Genomic DNA, 19,400 nt, shown 5'->3' on the forward strand with positions numbered 1-19,400 from the left:
ACCCGCACAAGCGACATCCGGCATGGTCTGTTACAGCAGATCGAAACGATCCAGGTTCATCACTTTCACCCATGCGGCAACGAAATCTCTCACGAACTTCTCGTGAGCATCGCTGCAGGCATAAACTTCAGCCACTGCGCGCAGTACAGAGTTAGAACCAAACACCAGATCGGCGCGAGTTGCGGTGTATTTTACTTCGCCGCTCGAACGGTCACGACCTTCAAACAGCTCTTGTGACTCATCAACCGCCTTCCACTCATGACGCATATCCAGCAGATTGACGAAGAAGTCAGTGCTGAGTACGCCAGGGCGATCGGTAAAGACGCCGTGCTGGCTACCATCAAAGTTGGTGCCCAGTACGCGCATACCGCCCACCAGCACGGTCATTTCCGGTGCGGTTAGCGTCAACTGCTGGGCTTTGTCGATCAGCAGCGACTCGGTGGTCGACACGTCAGGACGAGCGCGGTAGTTACGGAAACCATCGGCAATCGGCTCAAGCAGTTCAAACATCTCAATATCCGTTTGATCCTGACGCGCATCCACACGACCCGGCGCAAAAGGTACCTTGATGCTGACACCCGCAGCGCTAGCCGCCTGCTCGATACCGACAACACCGGCCAGCACGATAATATCGGCCAACGAGGCAGTATGAGCAGACTTATAAATACCTTCCAGCACAGGCAGAACGCGTGCCGCAGTGGCATTCACATCCCAGCCGCGTTGTGGGTCCAGCGCCAGACGCGCACCGTTAGCGCCGCCACGTTTATCCCCGCCACGGAAAGTCGATGCCGAAGCCCACGCTACCGATACCAGTTCGCCCACGGACAGTCCGGAAGCAGCGATGGTCGCCTTCAGCTTCAGGATATCTTCTTCGCTTGGGTTGAAGAACGCATGCGGCAGCGGGTCTTGCCAAATCAGATCTTCTTTTGGCACTTCCGGTCCAATGTAACGCGATTTTGGCCCCATATCGCGGTGCGTCAGTTTAAACCACGCACGGGCAAACGCTTCGTTGAACGCTTGCGGATCGTTCAGGAAACGGCGAGAGATCTTCTCGAACTCAGGATCGAAACGCAGCGTCAGGTCGGTAACCAGCATCGTCGGCTTGCGTTTTTTCGACGGATCAAACGGATCGGGAATAATTTCTGGCGCGTCAACCGCTTCAAACTGAATCGCGCCTGCCGGACTGCGAGTCTGCACCCACTCATATTTGAACAGGTTCTCGAAGAAATAGTTGCTCCATTGGGTAGGCGTCTGCGTCCACACCACTTCCAGACCAGAAGTAATTGCATCCGCGCCCGCGCCACTACCGTAGCTGCTGGCCCAACCCAGGCCCTGCGCTTCAATCGGTGCGGATTCTGGATCGGCGCCAACGTGCGATGCCGCTGCTGCGCCGTGGGTTTTGCCCAACGTATGACCGCCGCCAATCAGCGCCACGGTTTCTTCGTCGTTCATCCCCATGTTACCGAAGGTCGCGCGAATAGCCGCTGCCGCAGAAAGCGGTTCGCCGCTATGGTCCGGCCCTTCCGGGTTCACATAAATAAGGCCCATTTCGGTGGCGCCCAGCGGCGCTTTTGCCAGCTCTTCCGGGTGACGGTGAGTCAGCCAGGCTTTTTCATCACCCCAGTTTACGTCGAGATCCGGTTCCCAGACATCTTCACGACCGGCACCAAAGCCAAAGGTACGGAAACCTGAGTTTTCCAGCGCCACGTTACCCGCGAGGATAAACAGGTCGGCCCAGGAAATTTTCTGACCATATTTCTGCTTGATTGGCCACAGCAGACGACGCGCTTTATCAAGGCTGACGTTGTCCGGCCAGGAGTTCAGTGGTGCAAAACGCTGCTGTCCGCGACCCGCTCCACCGCGTCCATCGATAGAGCGATAGGTTCCCGCGCCGTGCCATGCCATGCGGATAAACAATCCGGCATAGGTTCCCCAGTCAGCGGGCCACCACGGTTGAGATTCGGACAGAAGGGCTCTGAGATCCCCTTTCAGGGCAGAATAGTCGAGTTTACTAAACTCTTTGCGGTAGTCGAAGTCCTCACCCAGCGGGTTCGAACGGTTGGAATGTTGGTTTAAAAGATCAACGCGGAGTTGATTTGGCCACCAGTCGCGGTTATTCGTTCCTGCTCCCGCGCTCTGATCGTGACCGCCTTGATGAAAAGGACACTTACCGGCAGTTGATGCGTTTTGGCTATCGTCGGACATGCTCATCTATATGCTCCCTTTACAGTGTTCTGACTACGATATACACCACCAGAGATAAGATATAGTCGAAATAACCCACAGATTCGATAGCTAATTCCTTTTATATTTTAAGTTACAGAGATGTAGATCAAAATGATCAACAAAAAGCCCTCCGTAGAGGGCTGGGGCATCTGTTTAGTTAGGTCTTACACCCAGTGTGTGACAAATAGCGTAGCTCATCTCGGCACGGTTGAGGGTATAGAAGTGAAAATCCTTCACCCCTTCGCGACTGAGAATTTTCACCATATCCATGGCGATATTTGCGCCCACCAGCTTGCGGGTTTCCGCGTCATCATCAAGACCATCAAACATGGTCGACATCCACGCAGGAATGCGGACGTTGGTCATGTCAGCAAATTTTTTCGCCTGCTTAAAGTTAGATACCGGCAGGATGCCCGGAATAATTTCCACATCGATTCCCGCAGACACGCAGCGATCGCGAAAGCGCAGATAGCTTTCTACATCGAAGAAAAACTGGGTGATCGCGCGGTTTGCACCGGCATCAACCTTACGCTTCAGGTTCAGCAAATCGGCCTGAGCGCTTTTCGCTTCCGGGTGCACTTCCGGGTAAGCCGCAACGGAGATATCGAAGTCCGCAACGTCTTTCAGCAGAGTCACCAGGTCGGAAGCATACATATCCGGTTTACCGCTTCCCGGCGGCAGGTCGCCGCGCAGGGCAACAATATGACGAATACCGTTATGCCAGTAGTCCTGAGCAATGGTACGCAGCTCATCGCGGGTCGCATCAATACATGTCAGGTGCGGGACCGCTTCAAGACCTGTGCGATCCTTAATGCCTTTAATAATGCTATGCGTACGGTCGCGCTCACCAGAGTTTGCACCGTAAGTAACTGAAACAAACTTCGGCTTCAGGCTGCTCAGGCGATCGATGGAGTTCCACAGGGTTTGCTCCATTTCACTGGTGCGCGGCGGGAAAAATTCAAACGAAACGTTAATCTGACCCTGCACTTCTGCCAGGCTCTGATTCAGGGCTTCCCGCTGGTTGGCGTGAAAAAAGCTCATACCTTACCTCATCAATCTTTTGTCGTTATATGTTGTGTTGTGAACTGCTATACGTTTAGACGTCTAGATGTAAAAATGACGGAAAAGCATGCTGGCGTCAACACAAAAATCATCGTTAAAGGTGAGGAATACTCAGCCAACGTGAAAAAAATTCACATCAGCTTGAAATGGTGAGGGATTGCGTCACGACCGTCTGTAGCCACTCTACTTTTATTACGTTCTCAGGCAGTGTCGCTAACCCCATGCTAAGCCGCAATTCTGTATCAGTAAGCGGAAGGAAGATCACGCCCTGACGCTGGATAGCGGAAAAGGAGGCCGGAACCAGGCTCAGACCGTCACCCTGCGCGATCCGTGCCAGCAGCACGTCATGTTCCATCGGCTCCTCAATAAGAGCAGGAGAGTAACCGGCACGACGAAAAATGTGTCGAGTGTAATCAAAAAAAGCAGGGTTACGTTCACGTTTGAACCAGAACAGCGGTCGGTGGTTCAGCGACGTTAACGAGAGCGAAGGCAGAGCCGCCTCGGGCCAGAGCGTGGGTAAGGCGGCAATCATCGATTCTTGCCAGCCGAGCGGCGTGACGCTAAGACCCAAATTCTCAAGCGGTAGCGCCACCAGCGCTGCATCCAGTTTTCCCCGACGCACCTGACGCGCCAGTTCAGGCGAACCATGACGGACAATATGTAGCTTCTGTACACGCGTAGCAAGCTGCGACTCAAACGCCGCAAAAACGCCCTGCTCAAACGCCGTACTTAGCCCTAAGCGCAGAGTTTGTTCTCCCGTCTTCGCTATCTGACTCAACGCCGTCCAGGTTTTATCCTCTAACGCCAATAGCGGGCGCACGATTTCAAGGACGCGCTGGCCGTCCTCCGTCAGCGTAAGTCCACGGGTATGACGGACAAAAAGCGTCACCCCCAGGCGCTCTTCAAGCTGGCGAATGTGGCGACTCAGCAGCGGCTGCGACATAAATAAACGCTGCGCCGCTCGACTCATGTTGTTCTCTTCCGCTACCACGGAAAAATAGCGTAGAAGGCGGATATCCAGAGAGTGCAAAGGCGATGTTGTCATACCGAAAAGGTATCACGGAAACGGTATTACCCCAATCATTCTACGCGCTCTATCCTCATGCCGTACACTAACTCACGAGGTGATTATCATGGATTCAGAACGCTATTTAACCGGTCAGAGAATGCTGCAACAGGTTGATGGAAAAGGCGGAGATGCGGTAGTCGAAAGTCTGCAGGATATTGCGCCAGACTTCGCCCAATACCTGATTGAATTTCCTTTTGGCGACATCTATTCAAGGCCGGGGCTGGATTTACGCAGTAGAGAAATTGCCACCGTCGCGGCGCTCACCGCCATGGGTAACGCCGCACCACAGCTTAAGGTACACATCGCCGCCGCGCTGCACGTTGGCTTAACGCAGGAAGAGATTATTGAAGTGATGATGCAGATGGCTGTTTATGCGGGATTCCCGGCAGCACTAAACGGCCTGTTCGCTGCAAAAGAGGTGTTTGCCTCCCACAGAGGTTAAAACAAAGGCCAGCGGAATATCTGCTGGCCTGACCCCACTACGGTTTCACATCTTCCACACGCATGCCTTTGAGTTGTTCATCCGTCAGCGTATTTCCCGCTTTGAAATAATCCACGACCGCATTAGAGACATAGTAACCGCCGGATGTGTTACGCGCTTTACCTTCAGTAAATGTCGTGAAACCATCACCGCCGTCCGCCAGGAAGCTATTGGTGGCAATGTGATAAACCGTGGCATCCTCAATGGGTTTGCCGTTTAACGTCAATACGCTAACCCGCAGACCAACCGGTTTACTGCTGTCATACTTCATCTCCAGTCCTTTGGACACCTGCAATACACCGTTGCTTAAACCCGCGCCGTGCTCCATCAGGCTACGTAACTGCTTCCCGGTGAGATCCATGGTTGCCAGCTCATTCGGGAACGGGAAGGTGCTAATGACTGCGCCCATGGTGATGACTCCAGCAGGGATTTCATTCCGAATGCCGCCCGAGTTAGTGAGCGCTAACTGGGTATCTTTACCCGCCGCAACCAGCAACGCATCTGCCGCCAGATTTCCCAGCGAAGAAGATTCACCGTAAGCACGCGTCAGCTCAACCGGCGCGTTGGCAACCGTCTGCTGCACCACTTTATCGAGCTTTTTATTCCAGCCATCAATGACCTGTTTCGTCTGCGGGTCTGGCTGCCACTCATCAGCAAAAATGGTTTTCAGCTCGAAGTTCTTCACGGTAAATTGATGCGGTTTTTGCTGGTAATCCAGCACCAGTTTACCCACATCAATGCCGCCGCTGTCGGTAGACAGAATCAGGGTGTTACCTACTTTAATCGGCTCCGGCGTGCCCACATGCGCATGACCGGTGATCAGGATGTCCAGCCCCTGCACCTGGCCTGCGGTCTGGATGTCTTTATCCAGCGCACGGCGTACATCGGTGCCCCCCAGACTGGACTGACGCGCTGGCGTGCCTTCATGGATCAGCGCCACGGTGAGATCGACTTTGCCTTTCAGCTCATCGATATAGCGTTGCAACCACTTCACTTCATCCCGCGCCTCGATCCCGACACGTGTCGCAGCGGAAACCGTATCATCAAAAGCAAACACGCCGTGCAGGCCAATCACGCCTATCTTTACGCCATCTTTTTCAATAATGGTGTAAGGCTTATCCCAGAACATTTTGCTGCTGTTTTGGTAAAAGATGTTGCCCTGCACGATCGGAAACTTTGCCTGGCTCAGTTGCAGCAGCGTATTGTCCCAACCGTGATCGAATTCATGATTACCCATGGTGACAGCGTCAAAACTCATGGTGTTCATGATATCGATAATCGCCTTCCCCTTGGTCAGGCTGCTGATATATGGCCCGGTGAAATAGTCGCCAGCATCCAAAAACCAGGTGGCGCTATTTTTCGCTTTCTCCTGCTTCACCATCGCCGAGATATTGGCCCAACCGCCAATATCTCGTGTGCCATTGGCAATCCATGGCACTTTATAAGGTTCGACATGGGCATGGAGATCGTTGGTATAAATAATCGTGACATCTTTGGCACTCGCCCAGAGCGGTAAAGATACCAGAACACCGACAGCAAGCATTTTTAGCTTCATAACCAATCCCTTTCAGTCATATAAAGATTCGCTACGTTACGTTCTGAAAGGTTTTTTTATGTGAGAAAACTCACATCCATCAGTGATAGTTGCAGGCCAAAATCAACGACCATTAAAAATCGTTGGTAACAGGATGACGTCACTGTTCACTATCAATTGCTGCAAATCCTTTGGCTGCAAAAATCTGGGGCTGGCGAGTTCAGCTGATTACAGCTGGCCAGAATATCGGCTGGGTTATGCCGCACTGCATTGTCGGGCATGCGGCAGCCTTCCACCGCTGTTTGATGAGGAACAGTTCCGTTGCTGGTTGTCGGCATATTTAGCGGATTTTGCCGCTAATCGTGGTCAGTTTTGCCCATGTTGCTACCAACGAGAAATCATCCGCTATGGGCATAATCCCCAGGGCAGCCAGCGCGTCCAGTGCCGAAACTGCAAAAAAGTGTGGACACCAAAGCAGGCGCCTCCCACCGGCATCGTTTTGCCAGAACAAATAGCGACGATTCCCTTGCTCGTCCCTTTTCAGGGCGTTAGTGCAGGCCAGCAACTCTATGTATTACTCTCTTTTGACGCTATTCGCGGCAATGTTCTGCATATTTCCAGCAACTTCACGCCGCACACTGCCGGCATATCATTGCTTTACCGCTGGCGTGGCAGTGCTGAGCCAACAGTCATTCACGACGATATCATTGAGCGAGTGAGTCAGCGGGAAACCCAGTTTTTACGCCGCAGCCAGTTTGATGAAATCCAGTACGGCAGCGCCATACTTAAACGGAACGCCAGCGGCGCGATTTTACGCCCGGTCATTACTGCCCATGGGCATTTCCGCCTGCTGAGCCATCTGTGGCCAGAGGTAAAAACCCATATTATTGCCCACGAATGCTTCCTGCGCGGCGCAGCGATTACCGCATGGGCGGAACAGTTTCGCCATCATCGCGCCTCGCTGTGGTTTATTGATGAAGAAATGAATAACGATAAGCGCACGCTGCCCTGGCAATTGCTGGGTAAAACGTATCAGGGATGGTGGCGAAATCAGTGGCAAATCTGGCAACGAGGCGATATGCGTAAAATGGTGTGTTTGTTAACGCAGGGGCGGGTTGAAGAAAGCGCGTCAATAACCCTGGCGGCAAGCCATCGTTTTCTCGCCTGGTTGCGGCAACAGACGGAATTTGAGCAAAGTACCCGTTACTCTGCCCATTCGGTGTTTCAGGCGATAAGATCGCTGGCAGATAAATACAACGCCCTCATTGAGGGCGATGTTTACACATGTTATCCGGCAACAAAAACTACAGCAGTTGCGCTAGGCGGTTGATATCAGACTGAATCGCCCCGGCGGTCACATCGCGGCCCGCCCCCGGTCCGCGAATGACCAGCGGGTTATCACGATACCAACGGCTTTCAATGGCGAAGACGTTATCGCACGGCAGCAGCGCCGCCAGCGGGTGCTCAGGGCGTACCGCTTCAACGCCAACGCGTGCCTTACCGTTAGCGTCAAAACGCGCCACATAGCGTAGCACCAATCCCATTTCACGTGCCGCTTCCAGGCGTTGCACCATCTGCTCGTTCAGCTCATCGCCATTTTCAAAGAAATGGTCAATAGAACCTGCTTCACAGTGCGCAGGCACCAGAGATTCTACGCGTACCTGGTCCGGTTCGATGTCGTAACCCGCTTCACGCGCCAGAATCACCAGCTTGCGCATCACATCTTTGCCGGAAAGATCCACGCGCGGATCAGGTTCAGTCAGACCCTGCTGCCACGCCTGATCCACCAGATCGGTGAACGGGACCGTGCCATCAAATTGCAGGAACAACCACGACAACGTGCCGGAGAAGATCCCACTGATCGACAGAATAGTATCTCCGCTATCAATCAGATCGCGCACGGTATGGTTGATCGGCAAGCCTGCGCCGACGGTGGCGTTATACAGCCAGTGGCGACCGGTTTTTTCAAAGGCGTCATGAATCTGGCGGTAATTATTACTGCTGCTCGCCCCCGCCAGCTTGTTGGCACTGATAACGTGGAAGCCATGACTGGCGAAATCCAGATACTGCTCCGCCAACTGCTCGCTGGCAGTGACGTCCAGCACCACTAAATCATCATACGGGTGAGCGCGCATCCACAGGAACAATGACTCTTCATCCTGTTCTACCGCCTCGTCATCGAAGAAGGCCAATGCGCGACTGGCATCCAGCCCTTCGTAATTCAGCAGGCTACGACGACTATCAACCACTCCTGCCAGCACGAACTCTAATCCGGTACGCGCCGAGAGCGTGCTCTGCTCGCGGGCAAACAGCTCCAGCCAGCGCGACCCAATGTTACCTTTGCCGAACAGCACCAGACCAATGCGTTTTTCCGCGCGGAAGATTGACTGGTGCAGACCCTGAATCAGGCTCTCCGTTGGCCCGGTACGCAAGACGGCGACCAGGCTAATGCCCTCTTCCGACTGCCAGGTGAATTCGACCGGCTGACCTTTCAGCTGTTGCCAAAAGCGATGGCAGTGCAGCGGGTTACGGGTGACGCCCGCCCCAACCATCGCCACCAGCGCCAGCCCCTGGCGCAGACGCAGCTCGCCCGGCAGGCCAGCTTCATCCAGAATTTTCAGTGCGCCATCAGCGACTTCGGAGGTATAGCAAAATTGCAGCAGTTGGCGGTCAGGATGCACACCCACTGCCAGCGGACGCACCTGGGTGCGTTTTAAAATCTGATCAATCTCTTTATAGGCCAGTTTAAAGTCCTGGCCAGTGGGAACCTGAAACTCAATCAGGCAAACGTCATCATGGCTGGTCACAATACGTGCCCCGGTACCGGAAGCCAGCACGCGTTCAATACGCGTCGATCCCTGCTCCGGCGTATAGCTACAACGCAACTGGAGATCGATATCGCTGCCGGAAACTGGTTGGAGGGTGCGGGCATGCAGAACCGGAGCCGCCAGACGCGCCAGCTCGCTGGCTTCATCCAGACGCAGCAGCGGCAGCAGACAGGCATCTTTTACTTTACGCGGATCCGCGCTGTAAACCCCGGCGACATCGCTCCAGATGGTTACGCGGGAAACCCCCGCCAACGCGCCAACCTGCGTCGCCGAGTAGTCGGAGCCGTTACGCCCCAGCAGTACCGTCTCACCGGCGTTGCTGCGGCTAATGAAACCGGTAACGACCAGGCGTTTGCCCGGATGCTGCGCCAGCAGTTGTTGCAGCAATGGGTAAGAAAGACCTTCATCCACCTGCGGCTGAGCGCCGCGCTCGGCACGTAAAAAATCGCGCGCATCCAGCCAGGCTGACTCCAGCCCCTGTTGGTTAAGGACGGCAGACATCAAACGCGCCGACCACACCTCGCCATGCCCGACGACTTCAGCATAGACGGCATCATTCACGCCGCTGTCGAGTAACCCAGCCAGACGCTCCAGATCGTGAATAAACGCGCCGATCAGCCCATCCGCCACCTCAGGAGGCAACAAACCGCTGATAAGCTCACTCTGATAGCGACGTAACGCCTGTTGAACCTGATGCGCAGACAGACGATCGGTCTGGCTTAATTTTAGCCAGCTGATCAACTGGTTAGTGGTACTGCCTGCGGCTGAAACAACCATCATGTCATCAGGCTGCGAGTACTCCGCCATAATGCCTGCGACACGCAGATAACATTTCACATCAGCCAGACTACTACCACCAAATTTGTGCAGTTGACGACCCTTCGTCCCTGCCTGCGCAATCACACTCATGTTTACCCCTTGTTTGCAGCCCGGAAGCCATTTTCCAGGTCGGCAATTAAATCTTCGCCATCTTCAATACCGGTGGAGATACGCAACAGCGTTTCCGAAATTCCGGCAGCAGCACGCGCTTCTGGCGCCATTCCCGCGTGTGTCATGGTTGCGGCATGGGAGATCAGACTTTCAACGCCCCCTAACGATTCCGCCAGCGTAAACAATGACAACCCGCCGAGGAAGCGACGCAGCGTTTGCTCATCGCCATCCAGCTCAAAACTCAACATCGCGCCAAACCCTTTTTGCTGACGCGCGGCAATCTCATGACCCTGATTATCCGGCAATGACGGGTGATACAATTTTTTCACCAGCGGCTGAGTTTGCAGATAATCCACAATCGCCTGAGCATTACGTTGCGCCACCTCCATACGAGGTGACAGAGTACGCAGGCCGCGCAACAGCAGATAACTATCAAACGCGCCGCCGGTCACACCAATATTATTCGCCCACCATGCCAGTTCAGTGACCGTTTCCGGCTCTTTTGCTATCACCACACCAGCCACTACGTCGGAGTGACCGTTTAAATATTTCGTGCATGAATGCAACACCAGATCGGCGCCTAATGCCAGTGGATTTTGCAGTGCCGGGCTTAAAAAAGTGTTGTCCACCACGCTGACCGCACCAGCCTCGCGCGCCAGCTGGCAGATTTTCGCGATATCCACCACGCGCAACAGCGGGTTGCTTGGGCTTTCTACCAGCACCAGCTTCGGTTTTTCCGCCAGTGCCGCCTGCAACGCCTGCTCATCTCCTTGATCGACAAACAGTACGCGATAACAGCCACGCTTTGCCAGGCTGTCAAACAGACGATAACTCCCGCCGTAGCAGTCGTGCGGTGCGACCAGCAGATCGCCAGGCTTGAGGAATACCGTGGTCACCAGATGAATCGCCGACATGCCGGTATTGGTCAGTACTGCCCCCGCCCCACCTTCCAGTTCCGCCAGCGCACGCTGAACGACATCACGCGTTGGGTTACCACGGCGCGAATAGTCATGGGCGCGAGGCTCATTAAAACCGGTAAAGTTATAGGTGCTGGAGAGGTGGATCGGCGGGACAACGCAACCGTATTGTTCGTCGTCATTTAACCCGCTACGCACTGCGATGGTGGCCTGTTTACGCGTCATATTGAGGAGATCCTGGCTGAGTCGGTGAAAAGTCAGACACCAGAGTAATCATAGTTACGATAGCCGTCAATACATCTGGACATCTAAACTTCTTTGCGTATAGATTGAGCAAACCGGAAATAGCCGTTAAAATTATATGCATTAGCGTACATCTGCGTCGGCTTACTTCGTGTCAGGGCCACGCCACTACGATAAACTACGCGCAATTATGGTCCGGGCTCAGGTTCTGGCCTCAATATTAATGACAAAGAGGATTAGGTATCTCATGGCTGAATGGAGCGGCGAATATATCAGCCCATACGCTGAGCACGGTAAGAAGAGTGAGCAAGTCAAAAAAATTACGGTTTCCATTCCTCTGAAGGTGTTAAAAATCCTTACCGATGAACGCACGCGTCGTCAGGTTAACAACCTGCGTCACGCCACCAACAGCGAACTGCTGTGTGAAGCGTTTCTGCATGCTTTTACCGGGCAACCATTACCCAACGATGACGACCTGCGTAAAGAGCGCAGCGATGAAATCCCGGAAGAAGCAAAGGTAATCATGCGTGAACTGGGTATCAACCCGGAAACGTGGGAATACTGATTTTTCAAGACAGATGAGAAAAGGCGGGATTACTCCCGCCGCTTCTCACTACGTTACTTACTGATACCATTAATCTTATTCAATGTTTCTTCCATTTTGAGCGTCTCTTTACGGTTCAATGGATAGAAATAAATCAGAATGACCGCTGCCAAAAACAGGCATAAAGCCGGTAACAGATTTGCCATCGTATAGATGTTTTCCTGCACAATGCTGGTTTGCACAGCGCCGCCCGTTGACGAAGATTGATAACCAATGATGGCCAGCATAAAGCCGCCAATAGCCCCAGCGCACGCCTGGCCAACCTTGCGGGCGAAGAAGTTCACGCCATAGACGGTCCCATCTTCACGATCGCCGGTGACATACTGGTGATAATCACACACATCGGTCATAAACGCCCAAATCATCAGGTTGAATAACCCGGCACCCAGCGTCGCCAGGAACAGGAAAACCAAATAAACCTTCGCGTCGGTAATGTGAGTGAAGTACATAATCACATACATGGCTACCGCAAAGAGCAGCGCGCCTACGCTGGCTTCTTTCTTACCAAAGCGCTTCGTGAGCCAGGATGCCGAGGGTGCCAGCAAAACCAGAGAGCCAAAGGTGAATAGCAATGCAACGGACATGGCCTCTTTGTTATGGAAATAGTCATTAAACAGGTAAGTCATGTTGGTACCAGACAACCCCTGATTAATCACAATCAGCAGATCCACAACCACTAAAACAATCAGCGCTTTATTGCGTATCAGCCCCTTCAGCAGCACAGAAACCGGCATGCTCTCTTTTCTTTCCACCCGCACGCGTTCCGTCGTTAACTGACAGGTCAACGTTAAAAAGATAAACCCCAGCACAGAACAACCAATGGCAATCCAGAAGAAATGCTGTCCAGAGATCACCTGGCTTCCGTCCACCAGAGTGGTGTACATCAGGATCGGAATAAAAAAGCCGGTTGTCCCGCCGCCGATGGCGGACCCAACGCTGCGCCAGGTTGACAGCGATACGCGATCTTCCGGATTCGAGCTAATCGCCGCAGACATGGCGCCATACGGAATACTCACTGTCGATAACAGCGAACCGTAAATAAAATAGGAACAGCAGATGTAGATAATTTTCGCCGTATAAGAAAAATCATGCACAAACGGCAGGAACAGAACGACCGCAATGATGCAAAACGGGTACTTCATGCGGCGCACCCAGGGGTTAAATCGCCCATGTACCGTCAGTTTAGAGGTATCACATAAGCGCCCTACGCCAACGTCGACAAACGCATCAAAGAGTTTGGTCACAAAATAGAGTGAACCAACAATAACACCGGAAATACCGAGTACGTTGGTGTAATAAATCATTAAAAAACTATTTACCAGCCCAAGAATAAAACAGGTTCCGAGGTCACCACATAAATAACCGAATTTATCTCTTAATCCGAAAGGCCTGACAGCAATATTTTGATTGCTTCCGATCATTGTTCCATCATTAGACATGATGTTAACTCCTTAGACACATTATTCACGCAAACTATGCGTATACCGATGCTCAGCGTAATAATTCGATACGAAGTGTATTAACGGTCAGAAGTTATAACCGAGACCAACGCGATAGCGGGTCTGACGATCGTCTGTGGTTGTGGTGTTATACCCCGAGGAAACGTTACCTACCTCAACAAATGGAACCCATGAGCCTATTTTATACGCCACACGGAAGTTATATTCGTAATCGTCTTTTCGGTTGTTATATAAATCTTCGCTATCGGCAATTTTATAAATGCCATTTAGCTCAAACATCCAGTCATTGATGTTATAACCGAGCCATGCTTCCGGACGATAGACCATGCGGTCATCCTTGCCGTCAGTGTTTCTGCGCATGTACTCCTGGCGATAGCGGAACGCGGTCCACCAATGGTCATTGATGTTATACTGCACGCGAATATAAGGCTTATAAATCGCGATGTTATCGCCCGTTTCGATCGCAATACCCGGCTGCCAGACAAGGTCTTTCCAGGTGAACTGGTAGCTCGCCGTATACTCGTTGCCATTACTTTCCATATTATTCCACGCATCATTAGATTGCGTATTTTCGGAACGTGAAATGGCCTCGACTGCGACACCAAAACCCGTAGCAAAACGATGCGACATATAAACACGGTCGTAATTACGACCATCATCATAATATTCATGTCGATAATCAACATAACCCGCTTGCGCGGCCGCAGAGAATAATGAAATCAGTAATAACGCGGATTTAAATTTCATGACCATCCCTCTTCACACTAAATCTAGGAAATTGCCCATCTCGCTCCGTCCATAAATGAAGAAACGATGAAGGAATAAGAATAATTTTATATTTCCACGAAAGTGTATTTTAGAAAGAAGGAAGAAACCTTTGGTATTTTGCCAAAGATTGGCATAAGTGGCAAAAACAAGAAGATAAAAAGGACGCAGATCACCAGTTGAAACATTTTATCGTAAAAATAAAAACGCTGTTTTATTTATTAAATAAAAGACATTATTCAATACATCAATACGAATTTCAGTCTGCAGGCGCAGATACAAAAAAAGCGCCATAAGGCGCTTTTTTCTGACAGCTGAAACTTACTTGCTGCCTGGGATGCTGAAACGCTTGTTGAAGCGATCAACACGGCCACCGGTAGCAACATCACGCTGCTTGCCAGTATAGAACGGGTGGCACTGACCGCACACGTCCAGGTTCAGATCGTGACCGACGGTAGAGCGGATTTTCATGACGTTACCGCAAGAGCAGTTTGCAGTAATTTCTTCGTATTTCGGGTGAATATCTTTTTTCATGGGAAAACCTCGGTTTAAGGCCGCGTCGCTCTTCCAGCCCTAACGCCAGACACCACGCGATGTTAATTATTCCCCGTCACCTTTCACGCTGCATCAACAGCCTGAAACTCTCGGGTAATGGTCATTGTTTGACGCAATCAATTTGCATCAAAGGCGGCGAATCATACAGAAATTAACCTGCTCATGCAAACTGATCCGCATTCTACCCTTCACTAATGTGTATACTAACCCGCCAGATTTCAAGTCAGGATGATTCAATGCCCGTTGCGCACGTTGCCTTACCCGTTCCGCTACCTCGCACCTTTGACTACCTGCTGCCGGAAGGCATGAGCGCCAAAGCCGGGTGTCGTGTACGCGTGCCCTTTGGCAAGCAACAGGAGCGCGTGGGCATCGTTCTATCCGTCAGCGAGCACAGCGAACTGCCGCTAAGCGAATTGAAAGCCGTTCTCGAAGTGCTGGACAGCGAGCCGGTTTATTCGACCTCCGTCTGGCGTCTGCTGTTGTGGGCGGCTGACTATTATCACCATCCTATCGGCGACGTACTGTTTCACGCCCTGCCGATTCTGCTGCGCCAGGGACGCCCGGCGAGAAACGCGCCTATATGGTACTGGTTTGCCACTGAAGAAGGCCAGGTTATTGATCTCAACAGCCTGAAGCGCTCTCCCAAGCAACAGCAGGCGCTGGCTGCGCTACGCCAGGGAAAAATCTGGCGCGACCAGGTGGCTGAACTCGAATTTAATGACGCCGCATTACAAGCGCTGCGGAAAAAAGGGCTGTGCGATCTGGCGAGTGAAACGCCTGGTTTTAGCGACTGGCGTACCCACTACGCGGTTTCCGGTGAGCGTCTTCGACTGAACACCGAGCAAGCCACCGCCGTCGGGGCGATTCACAGCGCCGCGGACAGTTTTAGCGCCTGGCTATTAGCGGGCGTGACGGGCTCAGGCAAAACAGAGGTCTATCTAAGCGTACTGGAAAATGTCCTGGCCCAGGGCAAGCAGGCGCTGGTGATGGTGCCGGAGATTGGCCTGACGCCGCAAACTATTGCCCGTTTTCGCGAACGCTTCAATGCGCCGGTCGAAGTCCTGCACTCCGGTTTGAACGACAGCGAACGTCTTTCGGCCTGGCTGAAAGCAAAAAATGGCGAAGCGGCGATTGTTATCGGCACGCGCTCGTCGCTGTTTACACCGTTTAAAAATCTCGGCGTGATTGTCATCGACGAAGAGCACGACAGCTCTTATAAACAGCAGGAAGGCTGGCGCTATCATGCGCGCGATCTCGCGGTTTATCGCGCCCACAGCGAGCAGATCCCGATTATTCTCGGCTCAGCCACTCCGGCTCTGGAAACGCTGTGCAACGTGCGACAGAAAAAATATCGCATGCTGCGCCTGACGCGACGCGCCGGAAATGCGCGCCCCGCCACTCAGCACGTGCTGGATCTCAAAGGTCAGCAGGTGCAGGCCGGACTCGCCCCTGCGCTTATCACCCGTATGCGTCAGCACCTGCAGGCGGATAACCAGGTGATTCTGTTTTTGAACCGCCGGGGCTTTGCTCCTGCGCTGCTGTGCCATGACTGCGGCTGGATTGCCGAATGTCCGCGCTGCGATCACTACTACACGCTGCATCAGGCACAGCACCATTTACGCTGCCACCACTGCGACAGCCAGCGCCCAATACCACGTCAGTGCCCTTCCTGCGGCTCAACGCATATGGTTCCGGTTGGACTCGGCACCGAACAGCTTGAGCAGGCTCTGGCCCCTTTTTTCCCCGGCGTGCCAATCTCACGCATCGATCGCGACACCACCAGCCGTAAAGGGTCGCTGGAGCAGCATCTGGCGGAAGTACATCGCGGCGGCGCACGAATTCTGATCGGCACGCAAATGCTGGCCAAAGGCCACCACTTCCCGGACGTCACCCTGGTGGCGCTTCTGGACGTTGACGGCGCGCTGTTCTCTGCAGATTTCCGGTCGGCAGAACGCTTCGCCCAGCTTTACACGCAGGTCTCCGGGCGAGCAGGACGCGCCGGGAAACAGGGCGAAGTGGTGCTACAAACGCACCATCCTGAGCATCCGCTGCTGCAAACTTTGCTGTACAAAGGTTATGACGCGTTTGCCGAGCAGGCGCTGGCCGAGCGACAAACGCTCCAGCTTCCACCGTGGACCAGCCATGTGATCGTGCGGGCAGAAGATCATAACAACCAGCATGCGCCAATGTTCTTACAACAGTTGCGAAATCTGATCCAGGCCAGTCCGCTTGCCGATGACAAACTGTGGGTGCTCGGCCCGGTTCCCGCCCTGGCCCCCAAGCGCGGCGGTCGCTATCGCTGGCAAATTTTGTTGCAACATCCGTCGCGAATTCGCCTGCAGCATATCGTCAGCGGTACGCTGGCGCTGATCAATACGTTACCCGATGCACGTAAGGTTAAATGGGTGCTGGATGTCGATCCCATCGAGGGATAATCCCTCACGATGCGAGGCGGATCGTAAAATTAAAGATCCATCACACTTTTTATGAAAATTCTGTAACCGCTTCCATTAACTATCTGATAAAAATGTTTCAGATGAAGGCTATTCAAGGACGAGTCTGTGCCAGCAGCTCTCTGGCGAGGAGAAAGAGTGAAACCGAATAAGCAGGTTGCCGCCGCTACGATGAAAGATGTTGCTCTGAAGGCGAAAGTCTCAACGGCAACCGTATCCCGCGCATTAATGAACCCGGACAAAGTCTCGCAGTCAACCCGTAACAAGGTTGAACAGGCTGCGCTGGAAGTGGGATATTTACCCCAATCAATGGGACGCAACGTTAAGCGTAATGAATCACGTACCATTCTGGTGATTGTGCCGGATATCTGCGATCCGTTTTTTAGCGAAGTGATTCGCGGCATAGAAGTGACCGCCGCTGAGCAGGGATATCTGGTGCTTATCGGCGACTGCGCCCACCAGAATCAGCAGGAAAAGACCTTCCTCAACCTCATTATCACCAAGCAGATCGATGGCATGGTGCTGCTCAGCTCGCGCCTGCCGTTTGATGCCAGCGTGGAAGAGCAGCGCAACTTGCCGCCGATGGTCATGTCCAACGAGTTCGCGCCAGAGCTGGAACTCCCCACCGTGCACATTGATAATCTCACCGCCGCCTTCAACGCGATGAACTATCTGCTGGAACTGGGGCATAAACGCATTGGCTGTATCGCCGGACCAGAGGATATGCCGCTGTGCCATTACCGTCTGCAAGGTTACGTTCAGGCATTGCGCCGCAGTGGAATTACGGTCGATCCGCATTTCATCGCGCGTGGTGACTTTACCTATGAAGCGGGAGCCAATGCGCTTAAGCAACTCCTTGAGCTTCCACAGCCACCTACTGCGGTCTTTTGCCACAGCGATGTCATGGCGCTGGGGGCACTCTCTTACGCCAAACGTCAGGGTCTGAAGGTACCTGACGATTTATCCATCATTGGCTTTGATAATATTTCGCTCACGGAATTTTGTGATCCACCCCTGACAACCGTCGCACAGCCGCGTTTCGATATCGGACGTGAAGCTATGCTGTTACTGCTCGATCAACTACAAGGTCAGAACGTCAGCAGTGGCTCACGTTTACTGGACTGCGAGCTTATTATTCGGGGCACTACCCGGGCACTGACGTAAAGTAAAGTGCTTTCGGACTCCCCTGTCTGGTCAAAGGCCCGCCGCTTAAGTAACATGGCGGGCTGACGAACGAATAAATACAGCGAAACGATAGTGGCACAACGAGATTATGTACGTCGCGGCCAACCGGCACCTTCGCGGCGCAAGAAGAGCACATCACGGAAAAAACAACGCAATACGCCTGCGGTATCGCCCGCTATGGTTGCTATTGCTGCAGCCGTACTCGTGACCTTTATCGGTGGTCTGTACTTCATTACGCATCACAAGAAAGAAGAGTCCGAAACGCTGCAAAACCAGAAAGTCACCGGTAATGGCATCCCGCCAAAACCGGAAGAGCGCTGGCGATACATCAAAGAGCTGGAAAGCCGTCAGCCTGGCGTACGTGCGCCTACCGAACCGTCTGCAGGCGGCGAGGTACTGAACGCCGATCAGCTTACCAATGAGCAGCGCCAGTTGTTGGCGCAAATGCAGGCCGATATGCGCCAACAGCCAACGCAGCTCAACGAAGTACCGTGGAACGAACAAACTGCTGAACAACGCCAGCAAACGCTGCAGCGTCAGCGTCAGGTGCAACAGCAACAGTGGAATAACACCCAACAGCAGGCTCAACAGCCGCGCCAACGGGTAACGGAACAGCCGAACCAGCAGCAGCAAACGCGTACTGCGCAAGCCGCACCGGTACAGCAGCCGAAGGCGCAGCCAAAACCGGCGGCACAACAGCCGTATCAGGATCTACTGCAAACACCTGCGCATACCACCGCCGCTCAGCCGAAAACGCAGCCGCCCGCGCCGATAACAAATGAAACGCAGCCGCCAAAACAGACGGCGGAGAAAAAAGATGAACGCCGCTGGATGGTACAGTGCGGCTCATTTAAAGGCGCTGAGCAGGCAGAAACCGTGCGCGCGCAGTTGGCTTTTGAAGGCTTCAACTCACGTATTACCACCAATAACGGCTGGAATCGCGTGGTCATTGGTCCGGTCAAAGGCAAAGAGAATGCCGACAACACCATCAGCCGCCTGAAAGTTGCTGGTCACACAAACTGCATTCGACTCGCCACTGGGGGTTGAAACCCCCAAAATCCCCCCCATCTATACTTGCATTACGCCCC

General features: G+C 53.1%; 15 protein-coding genes. 6 read left to right on the forward strand and 9 right to left on the reverse strand.

Going from position 1 to position 19,400, the window contains the following annotated elements:
* Positions 1–30 precede the first annotated feature (30 nt).
* The 3 genes from katG to HV229_RS23975 all read right to left on the reverse strand — a co-directional run bounded on the left by katG (position 31) and on the right by HV229_RS23975 (position 4,333).
* Complete coding sequence (gene katG, locus HV229_RS23965) at positions 31–2,211, reverse strand: catalase/peroxidase HPI (RefSeq protein ID WP_016155274.1); 2,181 nt, start codon at positions 2,209–2,211, stop codon at positions 31–33.
* 168 nt (positions 2,212–2,379) lie between these two features.
* Positions 2,380–3,267 carry a methylenetetrahydrofolate reductase gene (gene metF, locus HV229_RS23970; protein WP_016155273.1) on the reverse strand — a complete coding sequence of 296 codons (888 nt, stop codon included), beginning with the start codon at positions 3,265–3,267 and terminating at the stop codon, positions 2,380–2,382.
* A gap of 157 nt (positions 3,268–3,424) precedes the next feature.
* Positions 3,425–4,333 carry a LysR family transcriptional regulator gene (locus HV229_RS23975; RefSeq protein WP_181546553.1) on the reverse strand — a complete coding sequence of 303 codons (909 nt, stop codon included), beginning with the start codon at positions 4,331–4,333 and terminating at the stop codon, positions 3,425–3,427.
* 88 nt (positions 4,334–4,421) lie between these two features.
* Here HV229_RS23975 and HV229_RS23980 point away from each other — a divergent pair, with 88 nt between their 5' ends.
* On the forward strand, positions 4,422–4,799 hold the full coding sequence (locus HV229_RS23980) for a carboxymuconolactone decarboxylase family protein (protein ID WP_016157923.1): 378 nt from the start codon (positions 4,422–4,424) through the stop codon (positions 4,797–4,799).
* A gap of 37 nt (positions 4,800–4,836) precedes the next feature.
* Here the strand turns inward: HV229_RS23980 and HV229_RS23985 are convergent, their stop codons facing one another.
* Complete coding sequence (locus tag HV229_RS23985; protein WP_181546555.1) at positions 4,837–6,393, reverse strand: bifunctional UDP-sugar hydrolase/5'-nucleotidase; 1,557 nt, start codon at positions 6,391–6,393, stop codon at positions 4,837–4,839.
* Between the two features lie 133 nt (positions 6,394–6,526).
* Here HV229_RS23985 and HV229_RS23990 point away from each other — a divergent pair, with 133 nt between their 5' ends.
* Positions 6,527–7,702, forward strand: a complete 1,176-nt coding sequence (locus tag HV229_RS23990) for a cytoplasmic protein (protein WP_181546557.1) — start codon at positions 6,527–6,529, stop codon at positions 7,700–7,702.
* Here the strand turns inward: HV229_RS23990 and metL are convergent.
* Together metL and metB are read right to left on the reverse strand one after the other, a co-directional pair.
* Entirely contained in the window at positions 7,677–10,109 is a 2,433-nt protein-coding gene (metL, locus tag HV229_RS23995) for a bifunctional aspartate kinase/homoserine dehydrogenase II (RefSeq protein WP_016155268.1), read from the reverse strand. The two genes, HV229_RS23990 and metL, sit on opposite strands and share 26 nt — an antisense overlap.
* Positions 10,110–10,111: 2 nt before the next feature.
* Entirely contained in the window at positions 10,112–11,272 is a 1,161-nt protein-coding gene (metB, locus tag HV229_RS24000; RefSeq protein WP_047415571.1) for a cystathionine gamma-synthase, read from the reverse strand.
* 265 nt (positions 11,273–11,537) lie between these two features.
* Here metB and metJ point away from each other — a divergent pair, with 265 nt between their 5' ends.
* Entirely contained in the window at positions 11,538–11,855 is a 318-nt protein-coding gene (metJ, locus tag HV229_RS24005) for a met regulon transcriptional regulator MetJ (protein ID WP_003825168.1), read from the forward strand.
* Between the two features lie 53 nt (positions 11,856–11,908).
* Here the strand turns inward: metJ and HV229_RS24010 are convergent, their stop codons facing one another.
* The 3 genes from HV229_RS24010 to rpmE form a co-directional block, all read right to left on the reverse strand.
* Positions 11,909–13,333, reverse strand: a complete 1,425-nt coding sequence (locus tag HV229_RS24010) for a glycoside-pentoside-hexuronide (GPH):cation symporter (RefSeq protein ID WP_016155266.1) — start codon at positions 13,331–13,333, stop codon at positions 11,909–11,911.
* Between the two features lie 87 nt (positions 13,334–13,420).
* The gene (locus tag HV229_RS24015) at positions 13,421–14,101 is read right to left on the reverse strand and encodes an oligogalacturonate-specific porin KdgM family protein (RefSeq protein ID WP_016157918.1); all 681 of its coding nucleotides are present in this window, start codon (positions 14,099–14,101) and stop codon (positions 13,421–13,423) included.
* 339 nt (positions 14,102–14,440) lie between these two features.
* Positions 14,441–14,653 carry a 50S ribosomal protein L31 gene (rpmE, locus tag HV229_RS24020; RefSeq protein WP_008787040.1) on the reverse strand — a complete coding sequence of 71 codons (213 nt, stop codon included), beginning with the start codon at positions 14,651–14,653 and terminating at the stop codon, positions 14,441–14,443.
* Positions 14,654–14,910: 257 nt separating this feature from the next.
* On the opposite strand from rpmE, the gene priA reads away from it, so the two are divergent.
* The 3 genes from priA to ftsN all read left to right on the forward strand — a co-directional run bounded on the left by priA (position 14,911) and on the right by ftsN (position 19,359).
* On the forward strand, positions 14,911–17,109 hold the full coding sequence (gene priA / locus HV229_RS24025; protein WP_095715362.1) for a primosomal protein N': 2,199 nt from the start codon (positions 14,911–14,913) through the stop codon (positions 17,107–17,109).
* 156 nt (positions 17,110–17,265) lie between these two features.
* The gene (cytR, locus tag HV229_RS24030) at positions 17,266–18,291 is read left to right on the forward strand and encodes a DNA-binding transcriptional regulator CytR (RefSeq protein WP_016157916.1); all 1,026 of its coding nucleotides are present in this window, start codon (positions 17,266–17,268) and stop codon (positions 18,289–18,291) included.
* Between the two features lie 93 nt (positions 18,292–18,384).
* Positions 18,385–19,359 carry a cell division protein FtsN gene (ftsN, locus tag HV229_RS24035; RefSeq protein WP_181546559.1) on the forward strand — a complete coding sequence of 325 codons (975 nt, stop codon included), beginning with the start codon at positions 18,385–18,387 and terminating at the stop codon, positions 19,357–19,359.
* Positions 19,360–19,400: the final 41 nt, after the last annotated feature.

It is taken from the genome of Citrobacter sp. RHBSTW-00524, from assembly GCF_013747755.1.
GTDB classification, from domain to species: domain Bacteria; phylum Pseudomonadota; class Gammaproteobacteria; order Enterobacterales; family Enterobacteriaceae; genus Citrobacter; species Citrobacter braakii.